The following is a 24077-nucleotide window of genomic DNA, read 5'->3' on the forward strand; positions in this document are numbered from 1 at the left end:
GGCTCGGTCACTACGAAGGACGCGGTTGGCGTGGCTTCCATCATCACGCAACCCTGTGCATCGCAGCTTACGGCTTTCTGATCGCCGAACGGGCGACGATTCCCCCCTCACGACCTCGTTCCGCCGCGCCGGTCCAGGTACCTCCCTTACCCGACAATTATCGACCCAGAGGCTCCGCCCGCGCGGCCTGAGCGCCACATCCCAAACTCGATCGCAACCATGCGCATGCGCCTGATCCAGGCGCTCATCAAAACCTTACCGCGATGTCCTTGTTGCGGCGGCGTCGCTGCTTCAAAGGGACGAAGAAAACCCATGACGCAGTAAGATTAGCGTAGCATAGTCCGCCGATGGTCAGGCGAACGGCGCGGCGGATTACGCCTTCGGCTAATCCGCCCTACGTTTTTCTCAGCGTCGCGCCGAGACGATCGCGTAGCGGCGCTTCCAGGGCGTACCGTCGGGACGCGGCACGATCTCTTCGTAGTCCTCGATTCCGACCTGCCCAAAGCCCGCCTGCCGGTGCAGCGCGACCACGGTCGCGGCATCGCGCGCACGGAAGCCGAACTCCTCGCGGACGAATGGCGGCGGCGTCTCCTGCGGGTCGGGATTGACCGTGGCGACTACGCTCAGTCCATCAGGCCGCAAGATCCGACGCATCTCGGCAAGAGCACAGACCGGGTCGGGCCAGAAGTAGATGACGTTGACCGCGAAGACACGGTCGAAGCTTGCATCCGGATGGGGAATTTCCTCGGCGGACGCCAGCTCGAAGGCGGCGCGGCCGGATCGGACTACGTCGGCGTTGGAAGCCTTCGCGGCCTCGACCATGGTCGCTGAGATATCAATGCCCGCATAGGAAAGATCGTGCGCGCGAGAAAGCAACTCGGGCAGCAGCTTGCCATTGCCGAAACCGATCTCGAGGATGCGGTCACCGCTCCGAAGCTGCAGGCTTTGGTAGACCGCCGAGGTTATGGCGGCATTGATCTGGTTCAGCCTCTCGCTGATGGCGATGCCGGCTTCGCCCTCCGGCTTGCCGAGTAATCGCGCCATTTCCGATGGCGGCAAGGAATTGATATCGACCACACTCACCTCCTGATGCCGCCGGAATGTGAGCGAGCGATCAGGTGCACGCAAGCGATTACCGGCCACTCGCGGTCTTTTGAGCATGCGCGAGGCGTTCTCGCGAGCGCTCGTCACAAACCGAGATAAGCCTTGCGCACGTCGGGATTGGTGCTGATCTCGGCCGCCGGTCCCTTCATCAGCACGCGGCCGGTCTGCAGGATGTAGGCGCGGTCGGCGATCTCCAAGCATTCGGCCATGCGCTGCTCGACGATCAGCACCGTCAGACCGGTGTCGCGGATGCGCTTGACCGCCTGGAAGATCTCGTCGACCAGCTTTGGCATGATGCCCTGCGACGGCTCGTCGAGCATCAACAGCCGTGGGCGGGTCATCAACGCGCGGCCGATCGCGAGCATCTGCTGCTCACCGCCGGACAGCGTCTCGGCGCGCTGCTCCAGCCGTTCCGAGAGACGCGGGAACAATTTGAACACGAGATCCAGCGGCTCGTCGCGGTTAGCTTCGCTGCGGTAGAGATAGCTGCCGAGACGAAGATTGTCGCGCACCGAAAGGCGTGGAAACAGCCGGCGATTTTCCGGCACGAAGGCGATGCCGCCGGCGGTGATCATATGCTGCGGCTTGCCGTCGATCCGCGCGCCGTCGAAGCTGATGGTGCCCGAGCGCGGGCGCTCGGCGCCGGCGATCGATTTCAGCAATGTCGACTTGCCGGCCCCGTTGGCGCCGGCGACGCAGACGATCTCGCCCTTGGCGACCTCGATCGAGACGGCGGAGATCGCAACCAGCCCCTGATAGGCGGTGGTGATTTCATGCACCGACAGCATGACGATCCCCAAGATAGGCGGTAATGACCTTCGGATCGCGGACGACCTCGGACGGCTTGCCCTCGACCAAAACCTTGCCGAGGTCGAGCACGATGGCGCGGTCGACGAGCGGCATCACGATCTCCATGACGTGCTCCACCATCAGCACGGTGACGCCGGTCTCGCGCACCTTGCGCACCAGTTCGACGCCGGTCTTGGCCTCCACCGGCGTCAGACCGGTCAGCACTTCATCGAGCAGCAGCAGTTTCGGCTCCGTCGCGAGCGCGCGCGCCACTTCGAGACGCCGCTTTTCGGACGGTACCAGATCACTCGCGAGCACGTTGGCGCGCGCAGCCAGCCCGCAGAATTCCAGCACATCATAGGCCTTGCGGCGCGCTACGCGCATCACAGTGTTGCGGATCAGCGCGCCGACGATGACGTTGTCGATGACCGTCATGGTCTCGAAGCTTTTCACGACCTGGAAGGTGCGGCCGATGCCGCGCTGGCAACGTTCCGCCGCCCGCATTCCGGTGACGTCTTCGCCGTCGAACCAGATCGAGCCCTGGGTCGGCGGCAGCACGCCGGCGATCAGGTTGAACAGGGTCGACTTGCCGGCGCCGTTCGGCCCGATCAGCCCGACGATCTCGCCACGGCCGACCGAGATCGAGACGTCGCTGTTGGCGACGAGGCCGCCGAACCGCTGCCACACGCCACGGGTTTCCAGGAGCACCGTCATCGCACGGCCGCCTTGCGCCAAAAGAACTTGGGCCGTGCGAACAGGCTCACCAATCCCCGCGGCAGTGCGAGCGAGATCAGCACGATCAGCGTGCCATAGACGATCAGGTCCACGCCTCGTCCCGAACCGCCGATGAAGGATCGGGTCAGTTCGGTCAGCGGGATCAGGATCACAGCGCCAAGCACCGGTCCCCACAGCGTGCCGATGCCACCGAGCACCGCAGGCAGCGCCATCAGAAGCGAGAACTGGAAACCCATCACGCTTTCAGGATCGATGTAGGACACGAACTGCGCATAGAAGCTGCCGCCGACCGCGACCAGGAACGCGGACACCGCGGCCGCCCCCATCTTGGAATTGAACACGACGACGCCAAGGCTTTCGGCGGCGTCCGGATTGTCCTTCACCGCGCGCCACCAATAGCCCCATTTGGAATCCTCCAGCCACCAGGTGACAAACCAGGCGACGCAGGCGAGCGCCAGCGCGAAATAGAAATAGGGCAGCTTGCTACGCGTGAACTGGAATTTCAGCCAGCTATCGCCGCGCACCGGGATGTCGATGCCAAGGGCGGCACCTGCCCAGTCCCAGTTCTGGATCAGCAGCAGCCCGATCTCGGCGATGACGATGGTGGCGATGACGAAATAGTGCCCGCGCAGGCGGAAGCAGGGATAGCCGAGCGCCATCGCGATCAGCGCCGACAGCACGCCGCCGGCGAGCATGCCGAACCAGGGCAGCACGCCGAACTTGGTGAACAACAGTGCGGTCGTATAGGCCCCGAGCCCGAAATAGAGCGCGTGGCCGAGCGAGATCTGCCCGCAATAGCCGGACAGGATGTTCCAGCTCTGCGACAGCGCCGCATACATCAGTGTCAGCACCATGACGTTCTGGACGTAGACGTCCTTGACGAACAACGGCACCAGTGCGGCGACGGCCGCAAGACAAAAGGCGACGATCAACTCGCGGCGGCGGCGCCTGGCGAAATCCTTGTCCATCACATCGACCCGAACAGGCCGCGCGGGCGGACGAAGACGACGAGCAGATAGACCGCGTAAATGCCGACCGATTTCAGCGACGGCGGCAGGATCAGCGCGGTGGTCGCCTCGACCAGGCCGACGATGATGCCGCCGGCGAAGGCGCCGAACACGCTGCCGAAGCCGCCGAGCGCCACCGTGACATAGGCGATCAGCGCAAAGGACGCGCCGACGTCGGGATAGACATAGAAGAAGATCGCCATGATCGCGCCGGCGAGACCAACCAGCGCCGCGCCCAGCCCCCAGCCGAGCGCGAACACCCGGTTCTTGTCGATGCCGACCAGCGCAACCGCGCCGGCGTCCTCACGCGTTGCTTCCAGCGCGCGGCCGAAATCGGTGCGGTGGATGAAGAAGTACAGCCCCGCGAAGGCCGCGATCGACACCAGCGCGCCGACGAGCTGCGGCTCCGGCAGGAAGATGCCGCCAACCGAGATGGTCTTGCCGCCAAGCCAGGAATTGGTGACGCTGCGATAGTCCGGCGTGAAGAAGAACTGCGCCAGTCCGCGCATCACGATGGCAAGGCCGAAGGTCGAGAAGATCTGCACCATGCCGGCATTGGCCTTGGCGCGCACGGCAAAGCGCACGATCAATAGATAGACCACCGCCCCGAACACGAACAGCGCCGCCGCCACCAATGGCGCCGACAACAGCGGGTCGATCGCGAAGAACGCGAACAGGAAGAATGTCGCGTACATCGCAATCATCAGGAACTCGCCATGGGCGAAGTTCACGACGTCCATCAGGCCGAAGATCAGCGCCAGCCCGACGGCGATCAGTCCGTAGAGCAGCCCCATCAGGAGGCCGCTCGCCAGCGACTGGATAATGGTCTCGGCTGTCACTGCTGTTTCTCCGCACCGACCTCGCCATCCGTCATTGCGAAGAGCGAAGCGACGAAGCAATCCACTGTTCGATCTCGTGGCGGCGTGGATTGCTTCGTTTTACTCGCAATGGCGGAACGTGCAGTTATCATCGAGTCCAAGATCACGATAGTTCTTCCCCCGCCCGCGCCGCTTACTTCATCGGCCAGACGGCTTCGGCGACCGCCGCCTGCGGCGGGAAGATCGTGACGAACTTGCCGCCGACATATTGCAGCAGCACCGGATCGGCGTCGTTGTTCTGGCCCATGTCGTCGAACTTCACGCGCTTCCAGGGCATGATGGTCGTCTCGCCCGGCATATCGGTCGCAACTAGCGCCTCGCGGATCTTCTCGCCATCGGTGGACTTGGCGCGATTGATGGCGTCGGCCATCACGATCAGGCCCATGAACTGGCGCGACGAATAGTCGTTGAAGTCCTTGCCCGACTTCTCCTTGTACATCGCGTTGATCTTGCCGACCATCGGACGCTTGGCGGCGAGATCGAGCGAGAAGCTGCCGCGCGAGATCACGCCTTCGAGCTTGTCGCCGACCGCATCATACAGCGCCTTCTCGGAGAAGCCGGCGTCCTGCGCCACGATCGCGGGCGGCTTGTAGCCGAGCTCGGCCATGGTCTTCACCAGGAGGATGCCGTCGGTGGTGTAGCTCGAGGGCATCAGCACGTCGGCATTGCCGGCCTTGAGCTGCTGCACTTCGGCCGACAGCGACGGCGAGTTGGCGCGGTACTTGATGTCGGCAACGATCTTGTAGCCGCGCTCGCGCGCGAGCTTGGTCTGCGCGTTGCCGGAGTCGGTGCCGAAGATTGTATCCTCATGGAACAGCGACAGCGTGTCGATCTTGGTGCCCTTCTTCTTCATCGCATCGAAGAAGTCGAACATCGCGGTCGAGAACATCTCGTCGTGAGGTGCTGCGCGGAAATAGAACTTCAGGCCGCGGCGATGCAGGCTCGGCGAGGAATTGTCGGCCGAGATGAAGGGGATCTGGTAGCGCTCGCAGATCTGGCTGACGGTGACGGCAACCGCGCTCTGGTAGGTGCCGACGATGGCGCAGACCTTCTCCTGCGTGATCAGGCGTTCGGCTTCGGCGCGGCCCTTCTGCGGATCGGCCTGGTGATCGGCGAACACGAGACGGACTTTTGCACCGCCGAGGCCGGACAGGCCCTCGCCCTTGGCCAGCGGCAGCTCGAAATCATAGTTCTTGTTGATGATGTCGGCGGCGGTCTCGAATGCCTTCTGCGCGTCGACGCCGATCTGGGCGCTGGCGCCTGACAGCGGATAGATCACGCCGATCACCACCTCACTGGTTTGCGCGCGCGCAGCGATCGGCGCGAGCGCGGCGGCAGCAGTGGCTCCAAGCAGCACATTACGGCGAGTGATCGTCATCTGCGGAAATTCCCCTATTGAACGAAGGCTATCGAATGAAACGGAAGACGGCTGCGGTAAAGCCTCAAGAAACGGCAAGCGCTGCCCTTTAGAGCACGGCCAACTGCTTGTTCCTGAGATCGGTAATCAACATCAGTCCCGGCGCGTGCGTGATCGCGAATGGCAGCTTTGCATTCGCGATTACCGCCTGCGGAGTCACGCCGCATGCCCAGAATACCGGTATCTCATCGGCTGCGACCGGAACCGGATCGCCGTAGTCGGGCTTCGCGATATCGTTGATGCCGATCAGATGCGGATGGCCGAGATGCACCGGCGCGCCGTGCACGGACGGAAAACGCGAGGTGATCTGCACCGCGCGGATCGCATCGGCCGGCTTGAACGGACGCATCGACACCACCATCGGCCCCGCGAACGGGCCTGATGGGCTGCAGGCAATATTAGTGCGGTACATCGGCACCCGCACGTTGCGCTCGATGTGGCGGATCGGCAGCCCCTCGTCCATCAGCGCTTCCTCGAACGAGAACGAGCAGCCGAGCACAAACGCGACCAGATCATCGCGCCAGTGCTGCATGATGTCGGTCGGCTCCTCCGTCACCTCGCCGTCGCGCCAGACGCGATAGCGCGGCACATCGGTGCGGATGTCGAGGTCAAGGCCGAGCGCAGGGATGCGCGGGTCGCCAAGATCGGACATGCCGATGATCGGGCACGGCTTCGGGTTGAGCTGGCAGAAGCGGTGGAAAGCGCCGGCAAGCTTTTCCGGCAGAATGGCAAGATTGCCCTGGACGAAACCGTTGGCCACCCCGGCGGTGCTCGAAGCCATCCCGTCGCGGTAGGCCAGCCGGGCCTCTCGGCTCGGAAGCGTGGTGTCGGCGCCACCGGCTTGCTGCACTGCCGTAAAAACAGTCATTAAATCGACCTGCCTAATATCTCAACAAGCGCAGCCAACACCAAGCGTGCTATAAAGTCTAATCTTCCTTTCTAATCGAATTCGATAAATCCCATTTATCGAATGGGAAAAAAGCTTCCAATGCTTGATTTCAGGTCGATCGAAACGTTCCTCTGGGTGGTCAAGCTCGGAAGCTTCCGCGGGGCGGCACAGCGGCTCAACACGACCCAGCCGGCGATCTCGCAGCGCATCGCCCAGCTCGAACGCGAGTTGGGCGTGAAGCTGCTCAACCGCGACCATCGGGTGGCCTCGCCGACGCCGAGCGGCCGGCAGATGATGGTCTATGCGGAGAAACTGATCGGGCTGCGCTCGGAAATGATGGCCGAGATCGGCGACCGCTCCGCGATGCGCGGCGTGCTGCGGCTCGGCGTCGCCGAGACCATCGTGCACACGTGGCTGACGCGCCTCGTCAAAAGCGTCAACGAGGTCTATCCGAACCTGTCGCTGGAAATCGAGGTCGACATCACGCCGAACTTGAGCGCGCGGCTGCTCGCGCAAGAGATCGAGCTGGCCTTCGTGGTGGGGCCGCTGTCGGCCTCGGGCGTGCAGAGCCGCGTGCTCTGCGACTATCCGATCGGATTTCTGGCGAGCCCGGCGCTTGGTCTCGGCAATGGCACGGTGGCGCGGCACGAGCTGGCGCGCTTTCCGATGATCACCTTTCCCCGCAAGACAGTGCCTTATGAAAGTGTGCGCGCGGTGTTCGACCGGCCGGACTTGCCGCCGATCCGGCTGCACGCCAGCGCCTCGTTGGCAACCGTGATCCACATGGCGGTCGAAGGGCTCGGCATTGCGGTCATCCCCTCCGCCATCGTCGAGAACGAACTCGCCGACGGACGGCTGCAACTGCTCGATACCGACATCAAGATGGCGCCCCTCACCTTCAACGCGAACTGGCTCACCTCCCCCGACATTGCCGCGGTCGAGCGCGTCGCCGACCTCGCGCACCAGATCGCGCAAGCGAGCCCGTCGGTTGACGAGGCGCTGCGGGCGCGTCATTGAACAAATTCCAGAACACGAATGGAACGAGCGCATGAGCCGAGCCGCATCCAACCTGCAGATCGATTCCGCCCGCCTCTGGGGCGCGATTCACGAAACCGCGAAATTCGGTGCGACGCCGAAAGGCGGCGTGCGGCGGCTGACCTTGAGCGCCGAGGACAAGCAGGTCCGCGACTGGTTCCGCAAGGCCTGCGAGGACGCGGGGCTCGAGGTTCACGTCGACGCGCTCGGCTCGATGTTCGGCCTGCGCAAGGGCCGCGACATGTCGAAGCCGCCGATCGGGCTCGGCTCGCATCTCGACACCCAGCCGACCGGCGGCAAATATGACGGTGTGCTCGGCACACTCGCCGCGCTTGAAGTCGTGCGCACGCTCAACGATGCCGGCATCGAGACCGAGATGCCGATCTGCATCTGCAACTGGACCAACGAAGAAGGCTCGCGCTTCGCGCCGGCGATGATGGCCTCCGCCGCCTATGTCGGCGATTTCACCACCGACGACATCCTGTCGCGGAAGGATGCTGAGGGCGTCACGGTCGGTGATGCCCTTGACAGCATCGGTTATCGCGGCGCGACGCCGGTCGGCACGCAAAAGTTCTCCGGCTTCGTCGAATTGCATATCGAGCAGGGCCCGATCCTGGAGGCCGAGAACAAGACCATCGGCGTGGTCGATTCCGGCCAGGGCGTGCTGTGGTACGACGGCAAGATCACAGGCTTCGAGAGCCACGCGGGCTCGACCCCGATGCCGCTGCGGCGCGATGCGCTAGCGACGTTGTCGGAGATCGTGCTGGCGATGGAGAGCATCGCCAGGAAACACGGGCCGAACGCGGTCGGCACCATCGGCGAGGCCGTGATCGCAAACCCGTCGCGCAACGTCATTCCCGGCGAGATCGCCTTCACCGTCGATTGCCGCAGCGCGGACGCCGCCATCATGGACGCGCTGGACAAGGACCTGCGCGCCGCGATTGCCGAGATCGCCGCCCGCCGCAAGGTCGAGGTCGCGCTCGACCTAGTCTGGCGCAAGCCGCCGACGCATTTCGATCCCAAGCTTGTCGATGCCGTCGAGAACGCCGCGGAGCAACTCGGCTACTCGCACCGGCGCATCACCTCAGGGGCCGGCCACGACGCCTGCAACCTCAACACGATGATGCCGGCGGCAATGGTGTTCGTGCCCTGCAAGGACGGCATCAGCCACAACGAGCTCGAAGACGCAACCCAGCCCGATTGCGCCGCCGGCGCCAACGTGCTGATGCATACGGTGCTGGCGCTCGCCGGCGTCGCGTCCTGATCGGTCCATCAAGCAAGACGGAGAAGTGCTGTGCGCGGGGTTTTTGTCGACGCCAATGAATCGCTTGCCGTGATCTTCGAGCGGCTGGAGAAACCAGGCGATCCCAAGGTGCGAGTTCATCGCGATCCCGACATCACGCCGGACCAATATCCTGTTGTGCTCGACGGCGCCGAAATCGCCATCGTCGACCACACCGCGCTGCCAACCGATATCGCCAAGCAATGCGCCGGGCTGAAGCATGTCGTATTCCTCGGCACCGGCGCGCGCAGCTACATGAATCCGGAGGAGCTTACCGAGCTCGGCATCTCCGTGCATCTGATCAAGGGCTATGGCGACACTGCCGTGGCCGAATCCGCTGTTGCGCTGATGTGGGCCTCCGCGCGCGTGCTGGCGCAGATGGACCGCGAGATGCGCGCCGGCAACTGGCTGCGCGAGGACGGCATGCAGCTCACCGGCAAGACGCTCGGCCTGATCGGCTTTGGCGGCATCGCGGCTGAAGTTGCGCGTATAGCACTCGGATCCGGCATGAAAGTGATCGCCTGGAACCGCTCGCCGAAGAGCCATCCGGGCGTCGAGTTCGTCGACCTCGACACGCTGCTCGCGCAGAGCCACGTCGTCTCGCTGCATCTTCTGCTCAACGACGACACAAGAGGCTTCATCACCCGCGAACGCATCGCCGCGCTGAAGCCGGGCGTGATCTTCATCAACACCGCCCGCGCCGCCATCGTCGACGAAGCCGCGATGATCGATGCGCTGAAGTCAGGCCACATCCGCCACGCCGGCCTCGACGTCTTCAACACCGAGCCGCTGCCTGCGGATCATCCGCTGACGAAACTGCCGAACGTCACGCTGTCAGCGCACTCCGCCTTCCGCACGCCGGAGGCAAGCGAGAATTTGATCCATGCGGCGCAGGAGCATTGCCGCAGGATTGCGGCGTCCTGAACCGCTCACATTCGTTCTATTAGATCGGTGGCTTTTCCTGCTGGCTCGGCGCCGCAACGCGCCCGAGGCCATTTACGCGATCGCCGGCATGCACTATCATTGATTGTATTAGGTCATATAACTTTACCTTAAGTTTGATAACCAGATTTCGATAGTGCAGTTGTTTCGGGAGGCTTTCGATGGCTCGCGTGCGCAAAGACGTGTGGCAATTGCCGGCGAACGATAAGACCCTGTTCTGGTACGGCGAAGCGATCAAGGTATTGCAGGCCAAGCCAATTACAGACATCACCAGTTGGTGGTCGCTTGCCGCGATGCATGGCATCGACAAGCAGCTTTGGATCGATCTCGGTTATCTCGACGCCTCCGTGGCATTGCCCTTCGACCCGGACGCGGAAGGGTTCTGGAACCAGTGCCAGCACGGCTCCTGGTACTTCCTGCCCTGGCATCGCGCCTATCTTGCCGCATTCGAGGCCATCCTGCTCGATGCCATCGTCAAGAAAGGCGGCCCGGCCGATTGGGCGTTACCGTACTGGAACTACGATCCGACCAAGCGCGACACGCTGAAATTTCCTGCTGCCTTTGCACCCGAGCTGCTCGACGATGGCAGCAAGAACCCGCTGTGGGTCAAGGAGCGGTATGGCCGGACCGGCAACGGCAGCATCGTCATCCTGAAGACCGATGTAGCGGTTGGCCAGTTGTGGCAGGAGCCGGAATTCTTCGACGGACCTGGTGACATTCCGACTTCGTTCGGCGGCACCCAGACAGCCTTCAGCCACGGTGGAACGGGCGCCGGGCTGTTGGAACAACGGCCTCACGGCCCCGTGCACGTCCTCGTGGGTGGCACGAAGGAAGGCACAAGTTCGGACATCCTGAAGAACAATGGACTAATGGCGATGTTCGAAACCGCCGGCATCGATCCGATCTTCTGGCTGCACCATGCCAACATCGATCGTCTGTGGGAGTCCTGGCTTACCGCACGCCATCATCCTCAGGATCCGCCCGACGCCTACAAGAATCCAACCGACACCGACTGGCTGGACCAGCCGGCAGGTCAGTTCGTGATGCCGAGACCGGACGGCACGACGTTCACGACCACTGCAAGGCAGGTATTGAACACGAAGGATCCAGCGCTCAACTATGAGTACCAGGATATTGCGATCCCCGGTCAGCGCCCCCTTCTCGTGGCGCGCTTGAACAGGCTGGGCGTCGCCCCGGCCGATGCCAACCAACTCGCGGGAGCGCTTGCCATGGCGTCGCGGAAGAGCACGGAACTTGTGGGGCAAACCAGCACTGCGGTCCGGATTGCCGGCGCGGCGACCGATGCCAGCGTCCAGCTCGACAGCAGCGCAACCAGCAACTTGACCGCGAGCCTCTCCGTCAGACCGCAGGCTGCGCCCGGCGCGGCGCCGCAAGCGCCGGATCGCGTCTACCTTGCGCTCGAGAACATCACCAGCACCACCGACGCAGGGGTATTCAACGTCTATGTGAATCTTCCCAAGGGCGCCAATCCTGCGGAGCATCCCGAAAACCTCGCGGGTGTCGTCTCCCTGTTCGGCGCCCGCGCCGCCAGCAAGGCCGGCGGCCCTCATGCCGGTGCCGGTATGACGCAGACCCTGGAGATCACCGACATTGTCGATGCGATGCATCTGAAGGGCGAACTGAATACGCAAACGCTCGATGTCAAATTCGTTCCGCAGACGCCTATAACCGCGAACAGCAAGGTCGACGTCGGCCGGGTGAGGATCTACCGCCAGACCAGGTGACGTCGTGATGGGCCGCATCCCGCTGCCGACGATGGTTCGACAGATGTCGCCGGCGTTGCTGGTCACCAGCCTGTTCTGCTGGCTGCTGCTTTACGCAACCAGCCAGGAGCTGCAATCGGTCCCGCTGTGCACGCCATCTCAAACGCTGGTCACTGCGGGAGCCGCCTTCTCCACGATCTATGGCATCAATGTAACGGCAGTCCTGGCGACCGGATTGTGGATCATCATGGTCATTGCAATGACCGCGCCGCTGCTGGCACAACCGATCGCGCAATTGCGGCTGCGCAGCCTGGCGCGACGTCGGGACCGGTCGGTTGGCTTGTTCGCGGCCGCCTATTTGCTGCTCTGGATCGCTGCCGCGCCAGTGCTGCTGGCGGCGCCGAGGGCCATCGAGGTTCTTGCCGGCACCACGGGCCTGCCGGCGATCGCAATTGCTGTTGCGATCGCGGCCATATGGCAGGCAACGCCGTTGCGCCAGAGAGCGCTCAATCGCTGCCATCGCGCGCCGAATCTTTCGGCTTTCGGCAGAGCCGCCGATCGCGACTGCATCCAGTTTGGCCTGACGCACGGCTTCTGGTGCGCGGCGACCTGCACGCCGCTGATGCTGCTGCCGATGACGGCTCCAGCACTTCACCTGCCCCTGATGCTCCTGCTCTCGGTCGCCCTGCAGCTCGAGCGCCTTGCGCCCGCGCGGGCGCCGTCATGGACGCTGCGCATCCTCCCGGGCCAGTTCGCCGCGGTGACGTTGTTCAGATCGATCAGATGGACCTTGCGATGATCATCGGCATTCCCGTCTACGACAAAGTGGACCTGCTCTCGCGCACTTGACCCACCCCCTCATGGTGAGGAGGCGCGCCGCGCCGCCTCCGGACGATGCTTCGCATCGCCGGGAGGACCATGAGGCCCCAATCTCGCCCGCGACCATCCTTCGAGACGCACGCGATGCACGTTCCTCAGGATGAGGGCGACGCAGGCGGAAGCTCTGTCAGTCCACCATCTCCGCGACAGCCTTGCCGCAGGCGGTTGTGTCGGCGTTGCCGCCGAGGTCGCGGGTGCGGAGCGTGCGTTCGGCGAGCGTGCGCTCGATCGCACCGACCACTGCGTCCGCCGCCTGCTTCTCCCCGAGATGCTCCAGCATCATCGCGCCTGACCAGATCATGCCGATCGGGTTGGCGATCCCCTGCCCGGCGATGTCGGGCGCCGAGCCGTGCACGGGCTCGAACACCGACGGGAAATCGCCTTCCGGATTGATGTTGCCCGACGGCGCAATGCCGATGGTGCCGGTGCAGGCCGGGCCGAGATCGGAGAGGATATCCCCGAACAGGTTGGAGCCGACCACGACGTCGAACCAGTCCGGATGCAGCACGAAGTTCGCGGTCAGGATGTCGATGTGGTACTTGTCCCACTTCACCGACGGATACGTCTTGGCCATCGCCTCCACGCGCTCGTCCCAATAGGGCATGGTGATCGAGATGCCGTTCGACTTCGTCGCCGAGGTCAGATGCTTCTTCGGCCGCGACTGCGCGAGGTCGAAGGCAAATTTCAGGATGCGGTCGACGCCGATGCGGGTCATCACCGTCTGCTGCGTCACGAACTCACGCTCGGTGTCCGGGAACATCCGCCCGCCTACGGACGAATATTCGCCTTCGGTGTTCTCGCGCACCACCCAGAAATCGATATCGCCGGGCTTGCGGTTCGCCAGCGGCGACGGCACGCCCGGCATCAGCCGCACCGGGCGCAGGTTGACATACTGGTCGAACTCGCGCCGGAACTTGATCAGCGAGCCCCACAGCGAGACATGATCCGGAATCTTGGCCGGCCAGCCGACCGCGCCGAAATAGATCGCGTCATGCTTGCCGATCTGTTCCTTCCAGTCATCCGGCATCATCTGGCCGTGCTTTTCGTAATAGTCGTAGGAAGCGAAATCGAAATGGTCAAACTGCACGGCGACGCCATGGTTCTTCGCCGCGGCCTCGAGGACGCGCAGGCCTTCGGGCATGACTTCCTTGCCGATGCCGTCGCCGGGAATGACCGCGATCCGATACTGTTTCTTTGCGTTGGCCATCAAGAACACCCTTGTGATTTGCCCGGCTTGAGCCGCCGTCTATTCTCGGGCTCTGCAATGGACCAAACTTCGCTTTCGCGCAACGCTGCAGTGCAATGTTGACCTGCGGGGCATGATCCCGAAAAGTGGACACCGGTTTTCGGGCTGGATCATGCCCCAAACGATAGGGCGCGTGATCCGCCTACCAATTCCACCGACTTTTTTCCGATCCCCTCCAGCAACAGCGAGTATTGCCATGGACCTGCATCTGCGCGGCAAACGCGTCCTGATCACCGGCGCCTCCAAGGGCATCGGCGCGGCCGCCGCCGAAACCTTTGCCGAGGAAGGCTGCCATCTGCTGCTGGCCGCCCGCAGCGGCGACCAGTTGAAGGCGCTGGCCGACCGCCTGCGCTCGGCGCACCAGATCGATGCCGCCACATCCGTCGTCGACCTGCGCAAGCCGGAGGATCTGGCGCGATTGGCAAAAGAGGCCGCCGATATCGACATCCTCGTCAACAATGCGGGCGATATCCCCGGCGGCTCGATCGACAAGATCGATGAGGCGACCTGGCGGCACGCCTGGGAACTCAAGGTATTCGGCTATATCAACCTCACCCGCGCGATCTACGCGCAGATGAAGGCCCGCGGCGGTGGCGTGATCATCAATGACATCGGCGCCGCCGGCGAGAAATTCGATGCCAATTACGTCGCCGGCAGTGCCGGCAACGCCGCGCTGATGGCGCTGACCCGCGCGCTCGGCGGCAAGAGCCTTGCCGACAACATCCGCGTCGTCGGGATCAATCCGGGCCCGGTCGGCACCGACCGGCATGTGACATTGCTCAAGACCCGCGCCAAACATCAGTTCGGCGACGAGAACCGCTACAAGGAATTCCAGAAGAGCCTGCCACTCGGCCGCCCCGCCCACGCGCGCGAGATCGCCGACCTCATGGCGTTCCTGGCGTCCGACCGCGCGGGCTACACGTCGGGCGTGATCTATACGGTGGACGGCGGCATCAGCGCGGGGTGGTGATGGATTCGATCGTAGCCCGGGTGGAGCGAAGCGCAACCCGGGACACCTGCGCCTGCGATTGCGAGCACCCCGGGTTACGCTCCGCTCCACCCGGGCTACGGCCAATTCGCGATGAAGCCTATGGAGCCTCGCACAATTGCCGGATCAGTGCCGTGATCCGGCCCTCCGGCGACATGATCTCGTCCATGATGGAAAAATGATCGGCGCCGGGAATCTCCTCATACGTCACCGGCAACCCATAATTGGCGCGGTGCCCGGCAAAATCGGCGGTCTCCTTGCGCAAGAGCGGCAGTTCGCCGCTGCCGACCACGAGCGACAACGGCTTCGGCGGCCCGCCCGCCTGCCGCATCGGTGAATTGCGGTGGGAGGACGCCTCGTCGAGCCCGAGCTTGACGTTGAGATAACTCATCCGGATCGGCTCGAGATCATAGATGCCAGAGATCGCGACCCCGCCCCGGACATGCCGGTTCGACAGCGCCATCGCGGTCAGATGCCCGCCGGCCGACCAGCCGGAGACGACGATGCCATTTTCGGCCGCGCCCAGCGCCGGCAATTGCTCGGCGAGGAAGTCGGTGCCGGCGTGGATCTCGGCGACGATCTCGTCAAGCGTCGCCTCCGGCGCCAGCGTGTAGCCGATCAGCGCGACATTGATGCCATGCGCGATCGGTCCCTCGGCCATCACCGTGAAGAACTCCTTTGACCGCATCTGCCAATAACCGCCGTGGATGAACAGCAGCGTCGGTGCGCGCTCGCCCGCTTTGAGGAAATCGATGCGGTTGCGCTCGCGCGGGCCGTAGCGAAGGTCGATATGATTTGGATGGCGCTTGCGCAATTCGGCGGAACGCTCCCCCAGCCTCCGACAATATCACCGCTGCCTACAACTGCGGCACCGTTGTTGAGGCCGCGGTCAAGCTCCTCCTGGCTCATGGCGCGCCAGTCGAGCGCAGAGAAGGGTATCGTCATCAGCAGATCTCCGGTTGCAGCTATTCCCCCAGCACGTTTCCACTTTTCGGGAAAATGGTCTAGAGCACTATCTCCCTCCGCTGCTACGAACTGCAATCAATGGAGATGCCAGTGACGGATCAAGGCCTTGTGCGGGCGACCGCCTGCACAGTCGTGGACAAATTGCGCACCGGCGAGGTCACCCCGCTCGACCTGCTCGATGTCCTGGAAAAACGGATCGCGGAGGTCGACGACAAGGTCAATGCGCTGCCCATCCTGTGCTTCGACCGTGCGCGAAAGCGCGCCGAAGCGCTGATGCAGAAACCGGCCGCGGAGCGGGGCCTGCTTGCCGGCCTGCCGGTGCCGATCAAGGACCTCACCAATGTCGCTGAGGTCCTCACCACGCAGGGATCGCCGATCTTCAAGGATACCGTGGCCACAAGGTCCGATATCGTTGTCACGCAACTGGAAGCGAATGGCGGTGTGGTCTACGCCAAGTCGAACACGCCGGAATTCGGCGCCGGCGCCAACACCTTCAACGAAGTGTTCGGCGCGACATTGAACCCCTGGGACACGTCACGCTCGGCAGCCGGCTCTTCGGGCGGAGCGGCGGTCGCGCTTGCGACCGGAATGGCGTGGCTTGCCCACGGCACCGACATGGGTGGCTCGCTACGCAACCCGGCCAGTTTCTGCGGCGTCGTCGGAATGCGGCCCAGCATCGGCCGCGTCGCCCACACGCCGAGCGCCATGATCGATCGCAACCTGACCGTTCACGGCCCGATGGCGCGCACTGTCGAAGATCTCGCGCTGTTGCTCGACGCGATGAGCGGCGAGTATGCCGCCGACCCGCTGTCGCTGCCCGCGCTCGCGACCTCGTTTTTGTCCGCCGCGCGTTCCGGCAAGAAGCCGAAGCGCATCGCCTACTCGCCCGATCTCGGTATCACCCCCGTCGATCCCGAAGTCAGGGCGGTCACGCAGAAAGCGGCGGAACGCTTTGCCGAGGCAGGCGCCATCGTCGAAGAGGCGCATCCCGATCTCAGCGAAGCCCATGAATGCTTCCATGTCCTGCGCGCGTTCGACTTCGCCGTCACCAAGGCGGGCCTGCTCCGCACCAAGCGCGACCTGCTCAAGCCGGAGGTGATCTGGAACATCGAGGAAGGCCTGAAGTTGACGGTCGAGCAGATCGAGCGCGCCGAAGCCCAGCGCGTCGCCTTGACGGCACGCACCCTCGAATTCTTCGGGACCTACGACCTCTTGCTGACGCCTGCGACCATCGTCGCGCCGTTCCCGATCGAGAACCGCTATGTCGCCGAGTGCGACGGCAAGAAGTTCGACAATTACGTGCAGTGGCTCGGCATCGTCTATGCGATCACACTTGCGTGTTGTCCGGCGCTGTCCCTGCCCTGCGGCTTCACCGCATCCGGCCTACCGGTCGGACTGCAGATGGTGGCGCCACCGCGCGGCGAGGCCAACCTGCTCGCCGGCGCCAAGGCGCTGGAGGATATTTTGGCCGTGTGCGGCAGCACGCCAATCGATCCGAGGGCGCCGAGGTAAGGCTTGCGGATCTCCGCTCTCGCCCCTCATCCTGAGGAGCGCGCTTGCGCGCGTCTCGCAGGATGAGGCCACCAGATGGGCCTCATGGTTCTCCCGGCGATGCGAAGCATCGTCTGGTGACGGCGCTTACGCGCCTCCTCACCATGAGGGGAGAGAGACGCGTCCATCGGCAATTGCGCTGGCGACATTTGACGTGCTACCGGGGCCTCAACCGCTCTCGACGCCGTGATGCATGTCGGGCCGGATGATCAAATTGCCGTTCGTGGAGTTCCATATGACAGATCAGGCCGCCAGCATCGGCGACGAGCCCCTCGACATTCAGGACGTCGAACGTCGCATCAAGGCGATCTTCATCGGCTCGGTCGGCAATCTCGTCGAGTGGTACGATTTCTACGCCTACACTGCTTTTGCGCTGTATTTCGCACCGGCGTTCTTTCCCGGCAGCGATCCGGTGGTGCAGCAGCTCAATGCGGCCGTGGTGTTTGCCGCGACCTTCCTGATGCGGCCGCTCGGCGGCTGGCTGTTCGGCTTCATCGCCGACCGTTACGGACGACGGCTGTCGCTCACGGTTTCCGTGGTCTGCATGTGCTTCGGCTCGCTGATCATCGCGGTGACGCCGACCTACGCCACGATCGGCTTTGCCGCGCCCGCGATCCTCGCATTGGCGCGCGTGATCGAGGGCCTCAGCCTTGGCGGCGAATATGGCGCGAGCGCCACCTATCTCAGCGAGGTCGCCGACGCCAAGAATCGCGGCTTCTATTCGAGCTTCCAATACGTCACCTTGATCGGCGGCCAGCTCACTGCGATCATCGTGCTGCTCCTGCTGCAGAAGGTGTTCTTGACGCCGGAACAGCTAAAGGACTGGGGCTGGCGGATTCCCTTCGCGATTGGTGCGGCGCTTGCCGTGATCGCAGCGGTGATGCGGCGCAGCCTGCAGGAAACCGATGCCTTCGAGGAAGCAAAGAAGGCCAGCAAGCCGACCGGCTCGATCACGAAGCTCCTGAACTACCCGCGCGAACTGCTGCTGGTGGTCGGCCTGACCGCGGGCGGCACCGCGGCGTTCTACACCTTCACCACCTATATGCAGACCTTCGTCAAATTGTCGGTCGGCCTCACCGAAGACCAGACCACTTTCGTGATCTTCGGCTCGTTGATTTTCGCAACCATTCTTCAGCCGCTCTACGGCGCGCTGTCCGATCGCATCGGCCGCAAGCCGCTCCTGATCTTCTTCGGCGTAGCCGGCACGCTCGCCACCGTACCGATCCTGACCGCGCTGAAAGATACCAAGTCGCCCTTCATCGCATTCCTCTTGATCTGCGGCGCCTGGATCTTCACCGCCGGCTACACGTCGATCAACGCCGTGGTGAAGGCGGAACTGTTTCCGACCAATGTCCGCGCGCTCGGTGTCGGCCTGCCCTATGCGATCACGGTGTCTCTGTTCGGCGGCACGGCACCGGCCGTCGCGCTCTATTTCAAGAGCCTCGGCCATGAGCAATGGTTCTATTACTACCTCAGCGGCATGATCTTCCTCTCGCTCCTGATCTATGCAACCATGCGCGACACCAAGAGTGAATCGGCGATGCATCGCCACGAGTGACGCCAAATGGCTGACGACCAGGAGCCGCCGCCGGAAAGCAAGCTGACGCGCAGCAAGGAGCGCTGGGCACGCGAGGGCCGCTTCCTCACCGGCAGGATCTCGCGTCCCGAGGAGCAGCGCCTGCCGCCGGGCCAGCATCTCACCCGCGACTGGCCGACGCTCGATCTCGGATTGACGCCGGAGATTTCCCGCGAGCGTTGGCGGCTCGACGTCTATGGCGCAGTTGAACATCCGGTGTTCTGGGATTGGACCCAGTTCACCGCGCAGCCGCAGTCGCAATTCATCTCCGACATCCATTGCGTCACCACCTGGTCGCGCTACGACAATCAGTGGCAGGGTCTTGCGACCCGCGATCTCTTGGCTGCCTGCGAGCCGCATGAAGATGCACATTTCGTGGTGCTGCATTCCTACGACGGTTACACCACGAATCTGGCGCTGGAGGATTTTGCCGCCGAGGACGCGCTGCTGGCCCATAGCTGGTCAGGCAAACCGCTGACCGAAGAGCATGGCGGCCCGGTGCGGCTCGTTGTGCCGCATCTCTATTTCTGGAAGAGCGCCAAATGGCTGCAGGCGATCGAATTCCTCACGCGGGATGCGCCGGGCTATTGGGAAGTCCGCGGCTATCACAACCGCGGCGATCCCTGGAAGGAAGAACGTTACTCAGGCGACTGACTGCTGTCGGTGGCGTTCTTCACCTCTCCCATAGGAAGAGGTCGAATTTCGAGCGTAGCGAGAAATTCGGGTGAGGGGTTACGTTCTACGAGGGACCTGAACCCCTCACCCGGCGCTGCGCGCCGACCTCTCCTATGGGAGAGGTGAAGAAAACCGTGATGGAGGGTAGCCGTGCCGACTGAACGATTCCAGTTCGCAAGCTCGGAAGGACACCAGCTCGCCGCCGCGCTGGATACGCCTGACGGCGAGATTCACGCTTATGCGCTGTTTGCGCATTGCTTCACCTGCGGCAAGGATGTGCTGGCGGCCAAGCGCATTGCGGTCGCGCTTGCCGCCAAAGGCATCGCGGTGCTGCGCTTTGATTTCACGGGGCTCGGCTCCAGCGAAGGCGATTTCGCCAATTCGACCTTCTCGTCCAACGTCGCCGATCTCGTTCGTGCCGCCGATCATCTGCGCGAAAGCCGCAAAGCGCCCGATCTCCTGATCGGCCACAGCCTCGGCGGCGCTGCGATCCTCGCTGCTGCCGCGCAGATTCCGGAGGCGAAGGCCATCGTCACCATCGCCGCGCCGTCCGATCCCGCCCACGTCACCCACTTGCTCAAGGACCAGGTCGACAACATCCGCGAGAAAGGCGAAGTGGAGGTCTCGCTCGCCGGTCGCCCGTTCCGCATCAAGCGCGAATTCCTCGATGACGTCGCCGAGCAGAATCTGCTGGCGCAGGTCGCGAAGCTGCACAAGGCGCTGTTGATCATGCATGCGCCGACCGACGACACCGTCGGCATCGAGAACGCCACCAAGCTGTTCATCGCGGCCAAGCACCCCAAGAGCTTCGTCACGCTCGCCGATGCCGATCACCTCCTCACCGACAAGCGCGACACCACCTATGCCGCCGACGTCATCACGGCCTGGTCCGAGCGCTATATCGGGCCTGCGGTGCTCGGGCCTGCCGCAGATCGCACCGAGGCGCCGCGCCATGTCGTGGTGCGCGAGACCCGCGACAGCAAATTCCAGCAGATTGTCACCACCGGCCCGCACCGATTGCTGGCCGACGAACCGGTCGCGGTCGGCGGCGAGGACTCAGGTCCCGGCCCCTACGATCTCGTGCTCGCGGGACTTGGCGCCTGCACCTCGATGACGATGCGCATGTATGCCGACCGCAAGGCGCTGCCGCTCGATCGCGTCACGGTGACGCTGACGCATAGCAAGATCTACGCGAAGGATTGCGCCGAGTGCGAGACGCGCGATGGCATGCTCGACCAGATCGACCGCGTGATCAAGATCGAGGGCCCGTCGCTCGACGCCGACCAGCGCAAGCGGCTGATGGAGATCGCCGACAAGTGCCCGGTGCACCGCACGCTGACGTCAGAGGTGCGCATCGTGACGAAGCCTGCGGATTGATCGGCAGTTGGCGTGACGCGATGTCTCCGCGGCGACGCCGCGCCCCCTCTCGCGCTCACGGCCGCAAGATGACGCGGTCGCGCGACGAGCCGGCCACGGCGAGGAACGCCGATTTCGCCTGCTCCAGCGGATAGATCGCGCTCGCCTTGATCGGAAACGGCTTCAGGTGCCCGCTCGCGAAGCCGGGGCCGAGTTCACGCAGCACCGCGCCGGTCGCCACCGACGACAGGCCCAGCGTGTCGATGCCGACATAGGTGTGCTGGCCGCGATAGAATTCGAGGATATTGAACTGCACGATGCGGTCAACCGCCGCGATCAAGATCTGCCGCCCACGCAGCGCCAGCGATTTGTGCGCGGCCTGAAAATAGGGATCGCCGACGGTGTTGAAGACGATGTCGGCGCCCTTGCCATCGGTGAGCTCGCGCACGCGCGCCGCCACATTGGTGCTTGAGGCATCGATCATCTCGACCTTCGCGTTGCTGTGTCCTTCATAGGGCTCGCTCTTGCGCACCACGCCGATGACACGCGCGCCTTGCCAGGTGGCGATCTGCACCGCCGCCTGCCCGACCTTGCCGTTGACGCCCATGATCAGCACGGTCTCGTCGGGTTTTGGCAACCGCGCACGGCGAAAGCCCTCGGTCGCGGTAACAAAGGGCACGCCGATGCCCGCACCCTCCTCCCACGAAATCCCCTTCGGCTTCTCCACCACCGCCTCGGACTCGACCGCGAGATGCGTCGCATGCGTGCCGTCGCGGCGAATGCCGAGATCGCCGGACGAGCCGAACACCTCGCGCCCGATCCACCCTTCGGGCCCGTCGATCACGACGCCGGCATAGTCACGGCCCGGCGTGCGCGGGAACACCGCGTAAGGCATCAGCCCGGTCGCGGCCTTCACATCGGAGGGATTGACGGCGGCAGCCTTGATCTCGATCAGCACCTCATTCGCCGCGCGCGTCAGCGCGTGCGTTTCGATGGTCGGCGCAAGCGCGGCAGGGTTGTCAGCTTTCGCCAACAGGCGAACGCAGCGGGCTTGGATTGTTTGGGTGCTCGGTGTCGGCATCGGGGCGCTGGTCCATTACAACAAGATGGTGGTAGCAGCTCCGCTCGCAATGACGTAGAGAGAGCGCGGCGCGCTTGAAGCGAGTTACCCCCTCGGCCGCTTGTCGTAAACCCGTTTGGCCTTGCCGAGCGAGCGCTCGAGGGTTTCGGGGGCGACGGCATGGACGCGTGCGGTGATTCCGATCGTGTTCTTGATGAAGATCGAGACCTTCTCGGCATGCACGACAAGGCCTCTGCCGTCCCAGCTTTCGGGGCGGGCCTCGGCGAGCACGGTCATCTCGTCCATGCGGCCTTCGCGCGAGAGTTCGATGATGAAATGGCCGCCGCACCAGTCGGTCGCAAGCAGCGCCTCCTCGATCTGGGTCGGGAACACGTTGACGCCACGCAGGATGATCATGTCGTCCGAGCGACCGGTGACCTTCTCCATCCGCCGCATGCCCGGCCGCGCGGTGCCCGGCAGCAAGCGCGTCAGGTCGCGGGTGCGGTAGCGGATCACGGGAAAGGCTTCCTTGGTCAGCGACGTGAAGACCAGTTCGCCCTTCTCACCGTCAGGGAGCACCTGTCCGGTCTCGGGATCGATCACTTCGGGGTAGAAATGATCTTCCCAGATGTGCAGCCCATCCTTGCTCTCCACGCATTCCTGCGCAACGCCCGGGCCGATCACCTCGGAGAGGCCGTAGATGTCGGTCGCGTCCATGTCGAAGGCGTGCTCGATCTCGGCGCGCATCGCGTTGGTCCAGGGTTCGGCGCCGAAGATGCCGAACTTCAGCGAGGAGTTTCGTGGATCGAGTCCCTGCCGCCTGAACTCATCCAATATCGCCAGCATGTAGCTCGGCGTCACCGTGATGATGTCGGGCCGGAAATCATTGATGAGCTGCACCTGCCGCTCGGTCATGCCGCCGGAGACCGGCACCACCGTGCAGCCGAGCTGCTCGGCGCCGTAGTGCACGCCGAGCCCGCCGGTGAACAGGCCATAGCCGTAGGCATTGTGGATGATCATGCCGCGGCGGCCGCCGGCGGCGCGGATCGATCGCGCCATCACGTCCGACCAGATGTCGATATCGGCTTGCGTGTAGCCGACCACGATCGGCTTGCCGGTCGTGCCGGAGGAGGCGTGGACGCGCACCAGCTTCTCGCGCGGCACCGCGAACATGTTGAACGGGTAGTTGTCGCGCAGGTCGGTCTTGACCGTGAACGGGAATTTCGCGAGGTCGGAAAGCTCGCGGAAATCGAACGGACGCACGCCGGCCGCATCGAAGGCGCGCTTATAATGCCCGACGTTGTCATAGGCGTGCTGCAACGACCAGGCGAGCCGCTTGGTCTGCAGCGCCATGATCGCATCGCGCGAGGCGCTTTCGGTCTCGTCCATCTCGGCGCTGTAACCACTTCCCGTCGACTTGAGCTTTGGCATGGCGGTGGCGCGTTTCCCTGATGTCTATTTTTGCTTGGTCTCGTTGTCCGCCGCCGGCAGCCAGGTGCCGCCGATCACGCGGGAGTGGCCGCGGAATTCGGCGATCACATCATCGCCTGCGGTGACGCGGACGTCATAGATTCCGGATCGCCCGCTGCGCGAGATCTCGCGCGCGGTGGCGGTCAGGCGGTCGCCGAGCTTGCCGGGCCGGATGAAGGTGATGCTGCCTTGCGCGGCGACGACGCGTTCATTGTGGCTGTTGCAGGCGAAGGCGAAGGCGGAGTCGGCCAGCGTGAAGATGAAGCCGCCATGGGCGATGCGCTGGCCGTTGACCATCTGCGGCGCAATCGTCATCGCAAGCGTCGCCTGCCCCGGCTTGATCTCGACGATCTCCATGCCGAGGCCCTTGCTGGCGTCGTCCTCCTTCCACATCGCCTCGGCGCAGGCGCGCGCGAGGTCTTCAGGCGAAAGCGTGGCCTTGACGTTCACGTTCAACTCCCTGTCGCCGGGCCCGTTGGAAGGGGCCTCGTTGCGTTAGTTGTGAGGC

General features: G+C 63.9%; 22 protein-coding genes and 1 pseudogene. 11 read left to right on the plus strand and 12 right to left on the minus strand.

The features are described 5' to 3' along the window. Positions 1–191: pseudogene (locus tag K288_RS50780) on the plus strand (IS701 family transposase); the annotation flags it as partial. Between the two features lie 214 nt (positions 192–405). Here K288_RS50780 and K288_RS49685 read toward each other — a convergent pair. The 7 genes from K288_RS49685 to K288_RS0123145 all read right to left on the minus strand — a co-directional run bounded on the left by K288_RS49685 (position 406) and on the right by K288_RS0123145 (position 6798). Then, complete coding sequence (locus K288_RS49685; RefSeq protein WP_051334684.1) at positions 406–1077, minus strand: class I SAM-dependent methyltransferase; 672 nt, start codon at positions 1075–1077, stop codon at positions 406–408. 110 nt (positions 1078–1187) lie between these two features. Continuing rightward, positions 1188–1892, minus strand: a complete 705-nt coding sequence (locus K288_RS0123120; protein WP_027581698.1) for an ABC transporter ATP-binding protein — start codon at positions 1890–1892, stop codon at positions 1188–1190. Beyond that, positions 1876–2607, minus strand: coding sequence for an ABC transporter ATP-binding protein (locus K288_RS0123125; protein WP_027581699.1), 732 nt, complete (start codon positions 2605–2607; stop codon positions 1876–1878). The genes K288_RS0123120 and K288_RS0123125 overlap by 17 nt, the downstream gene beginning before the upstream one ends. Then, positions 2604–3596, minus strand: a complete 993-nt coding sequence (locus tag K288_RS0123130; protein WP_027581700.1) for a branched-chain amino acid ABC transporter permease — start codon at positions 3594–3596, stop codon at positions 2604–2606. The genes K288_RS0123125 and K288_RS0123130 overlap by 4 nt, the downstream gene beginning before the upstream one ends. Beyond that, entirely contained in the window at positions 3596–4474 is an 879-nt protein-coding gene (locus tag K288_RS0123135) for a branched-chain amino acid ABC transporter permease (RefSeq protein WP_027581701.1), read from the minus strand. Before K288_RS0123135 ends, K288_RS0123130 begins: the two co-directional genes overlap by 1 nt. Before the next feature lie 172 nt (positions 4475–4646). Next, positions 4647–5891: an ABC transporter substrate-binding protein gene (locus tag K288_RS0123140; protein ID WP_027581702.1), complete on the minus strand. Its 1245-nt coding sequence runs from the start codon at positions 5889–5891 to the stop codon at positions 4647–4649. An 88-nt stretch (positions 5892–5979) separates the two neighbouring features. Beyond that, a complete protein-coding gene (locus K288_RS0123145; RefSeq protein ID WP_027581703.1) occupies positions 5980–6798 on the minus strand; it encodes a putative hydro-lyase in 819 nt (272 codons plus the stop codon). A gap of 120 nt (positions 6799–6918) precedes the next feature. On the opposite strand from K288_RS0123145, the gene K288_RS0123150 reads away from it, so the two are divergent. The 5 genes from K288_RS0123150 (at position 6919) to K288_RS49690 (ending at position 12601) form a co-directional block, all read left to right on the plus strand. Beyond that, positions 6919–7836 carry a LysR family transcriptional regulator gene (locus K288_RS0123150; protein ID WP_027581704.1) on the plus strand — a complete coding sequence of 306 codons (918 nt, stop codon included), beginning with the start codon at positions 6919–6921 and terminating at the stop codon, positions 7834–7836. Between the two features lie 31 nt (positions 7837–7867). Then, complete coding sequence (locus K288_RS0123155) at positions 7868–9118, plus strand: Zn-dependent hydrolase (RefSeq protein WP_027581705.1); 1251 nt, start codon at positions 7868–7870, stop codon at positions 9116–9118. A gap of 30 nt (positions 9119–9148) precedes the next feature. Further along, positions 9149–10060, plus strand: a complete 912-nt coding sequence (locus K288_RS0123160) for an NAD(P)-dependent oxidoreductase (RefSeq protein ID WP_027581706.1) — start codon at positions 9149–9151, stop codon at positions 10058–10060. Between the two features lie 179 nt (positions 10061–10239). Continuing rightward, entirely contained in the window at positions 10240–11823 is a 1584-nt protein-coding gene (locus K288_RS0123165) for a tyrosinase family protein (protein WP_027581707.1), read from the plus strand. A 7-nt stretch (positions 11824–11830) separates the two neighbouring features. Continuing rightward, positions 11831–12601: a DUF2182 domain-containing protein gene (locus K288_RS49690; RefSeq protein WP_051334685.1), complete on the plus strand. Its 771-nt coding sequence runs from the start codon at positions 11831–11833 to the stop codon at positions 12599–12601. 207 nt (positions 12602–12808) lie between these two features. Here the strand turns inward: K288_RS49690 and K288_RS0123175 are convergent, their stop codons facing one another. After that, positions 12809–13888, minus strand: coding sequence for a tartrate dehydrogenase (locus K288_RS0123175; protein ID WP_043160497.1), 1080 nt, complete (start codon positions 13886–13888; stop codon positions 12809–12811). A 235-nt stretch (positions 13889–14123) separates the two neighbouring features. On the opposite strand from K288_RS0123175, the gene K288_RS0123180 reads away from it, so the two are divergent. Continuing rightward, entirely contained in the window at positions 14124–14897 is a 774-nt protein-coding gene (locus K288_RS0123180; protein WP_027581709.1) for an SDR family oxidoreductase, read from the plus strand. A gap of 118 nt (positions 14898–15015) precedes the next feature. On the opposite strand, the gene K288_RS46335 is transcribed toward K288_RS0123180, so the two are convergent. Continuing rightward, positions 15016–15729, minus strand: a complete 714-nt coding sequence (locus tag K288_RS46335) for an alpha/beta hydrolase (RefSeq protein ID WP_244443225.1) — start codon at positions 15727–15729, stop codon at positions 15016–15018. Between the two features lie 236 nt (positions 15730–15965). On the opposite strand from K288_RS46335, the gene K288_RS0123190 reads away from it, so the two are divergent. The 4 genes from K288_RS0123190 to K288_RS0123205 all read left to right on the plus strand — a co-directional run bounded on the left by K288_RS0123190 (position 15966) and on the right by K288_RS0123205 (position 21060). Beyond that, the gene (locus tag K288_RS0123190; protein ID WP_043160505.1) at positions 15966–17393 is read left to right on the plus strand and encodes an amidase family protein; all 1428 of its coding nucleotides are present in this window, start codon (positions 15966–15968) and stop codon (positions 17391–17393) included. 274 nt (positions 17394–17667) lie between these two features. Continuing rightward, a complete protein-coding gene (locus K288_RS0123195) occupies positions 17668–18990 on the plus strand; it encodes an MFS transporter (RefSeq protein WP_027581711.1) in 1323 nt (440 codons plus the stop codon). Between the two features lie 6 nt (positions 18991–18996). After that, the gene (locus tag K288_RS0123200; RefSeq protein ID WP_027581712.1) at positions 18997–19662 is read left to right on the plus strand and encodes a sulfite oxidase-like oxidoreductase; all 666 of its coding nucleotides are present in this window, start codon (positions 18997–18999) and stop codon (positions 19660–19662) included. 171 nt (positions 19663–19833) lie between these two features. After that, positions 19834–21060 carry a bifunctional alpha/beta hydrolase/OsmC family protein gene (locus K288_RS0123205; protein WP_027581713.1) on the plus strand — a complete coding sequence of 409 codons (1227 nt, stop codon included), beginning with the start codon at positions 19834–19836 and terminating at the stop codon, positions 21058–21060. 55 nt (positions 21061–21115) lie between these two features. Here K288_RS0123205 and K288_RS0123210 read toward each other — a convergent pair whose 3' ends face one another. The 3 genes from K288_RS0123210 to paaI form a co-directional block, all read right to left on the minus strand. Continuing rightward, entirely contained in the window at positions 21116–22120 is a 1005-nt protein-coding gene (locus tag K288_RS0123210; RefSeq protein ID WP_027581714.1) for a zinc-binding alcohol dehydrogenase family protein, read from the minus strand. Between the two features lie 84 nt (positions 22121–22204). Further along, positions 22205–23530: a phenylacetate--CoA ligase PaaK gene (gene paaK / locus K288_RS0123215; protein WP_027581715.1), complete on the minus strand. Its 1326-nt coding sequence runs from the start codon at positions 23528–23530 to the stop codon at positions 22205–22207. Between the two features lie 24 nt (positions 23531–23554). Continuing rightward, positions 23555–24019: a hydroxyphenylacetyl-CoA thioesterase PaaI gene (gene paaI / locus K288_RS0123220; RefSeq protein ID WP_027581716.1), complete on the minus strand. Its 465-nt coding sequence runs from the start codon at positions 24017–24019 to the stop codon at positions 23555–23557. Positions 24020–24077 lie beyond the last annotated feature (58 nt).

The sequence above is a fragment of the Bradyrhizobium sp. Ai1a-2 genome (assembly GCF_000426245.1).
In the GTDB taxonomy this organism is placed as follows: Bacteria; Pseudomonadota; Alphaproteobacteria; order Rhizobiales; family Xanthobacteraceae; genus Bradyrhizobium.

Coding starts and splice junctions, on each gene's coding strand:
- K288_RS0123120 (WP_027581698.1), bottom strand. CDS start 1,892: ATGCTGTCGGTGCATGAAATCACCACCGCCTATCAGGGGCTGGTTGCG.
- K288_RS0123125 (WP_027581699.1), bottom strand. CDS start 2,607: ATGACGGTGCTCCTGGAAACCCGTGGCGTGTGGCAGCGGTTCGGCGGC.
- K288_RS0123130 (WP_027581700.1), bottom strand. CDS start 3,596: ATGGACAAGGATTTCGCCAGGCGCCGCCGCCGCGAGTTGATCGTCGCC.
- K288_RS0123140 (WP_027581702.1), bottom strand. CDS start 5,891: ATGACGATCACTCGCCGTAATGTGCTGCTTGGAGCCACTGCTGCCGCC.
- K288_RS0123145 (WP_027581703.1), bottom strand. CDS start 6,798: ATGACTGTTTTTACGGCAGTGCAGCAAGCCGGTGGCGCCGACACCACG.
- K288_RS0123150 (WP_027581704.1), top strand. CDS start 6,919: ATGCTTGATTTCAGGTCGATCGAAACGTTCCTCTGGGTGGTCAAGCTC.
- K288_RS0123155 (WP_027581705.1), top strand. CDS start 7,868: ATGAGCCGAGCCGCATCCAACCTGCAGATCGATTCCGCCCGCCTCTGG.
- K288_RS0123165 (WP_027581707.1), top strand. CDS start 10,240: ATGGCTCGCGTGCGCAAAGACGTGTGGCAATTGCCGGCGAACGATAAG.
- K288_RS49690 (WP_051334685.1), top strand. CDS start 11,831: ATGGGCCGCATCCCGCTGCCGACGATGGTTCGACAGATGTCGCCGGCG.
- K288_RS0123175 (WP_043160497.1), bottom strand. CDS start 13,888: ATGGCCAACGCAAAGAAACAGTATCGGATCGCGGTCATTCCCGGCGAC.
- K288_RS0123180 (WP_027581709.1), top strand. CDS start 14,124: ATGGACCTGCATCTGCGCGGCAAACGCGTCCTGATCACCGGCGCCTCC.
- K288_RS0123190 (WP_043160505.1), top strand. CDS start 15,966: ATGCCAGTGACGGATCAAGGCCTTGTGCGGGCGACCGCCTGCACAGTC.
- K288_RS0123195 (WP_027581711.1), top strand. CDS start 17,668: ATGACAGATCAGGCCGCCAGCATCGGCGACGAGCCCCTCGACATTCAG.
- K288_RS0123200 (WP_027581712.1), top strand. CDS start 18,997: ATGGCTGACGACCAGGAGCCGCCGCCGGAAAGCAAGCTGACGCGCAGC.
- K288_RS0123210 (WP_027581714.1), bottom strand. CDS start 22,120: ATGCCGACACCGAGCACCCAAACAATCCAAGCCCGCTGCGTTCGCCTG.
- paaK (WP_027581715.1), bottom strand. CDS start 23,530: ATGCCAAAGCTCAAGTCGACGGGAAGTGGTTACAGCGCCGAGATGGAC.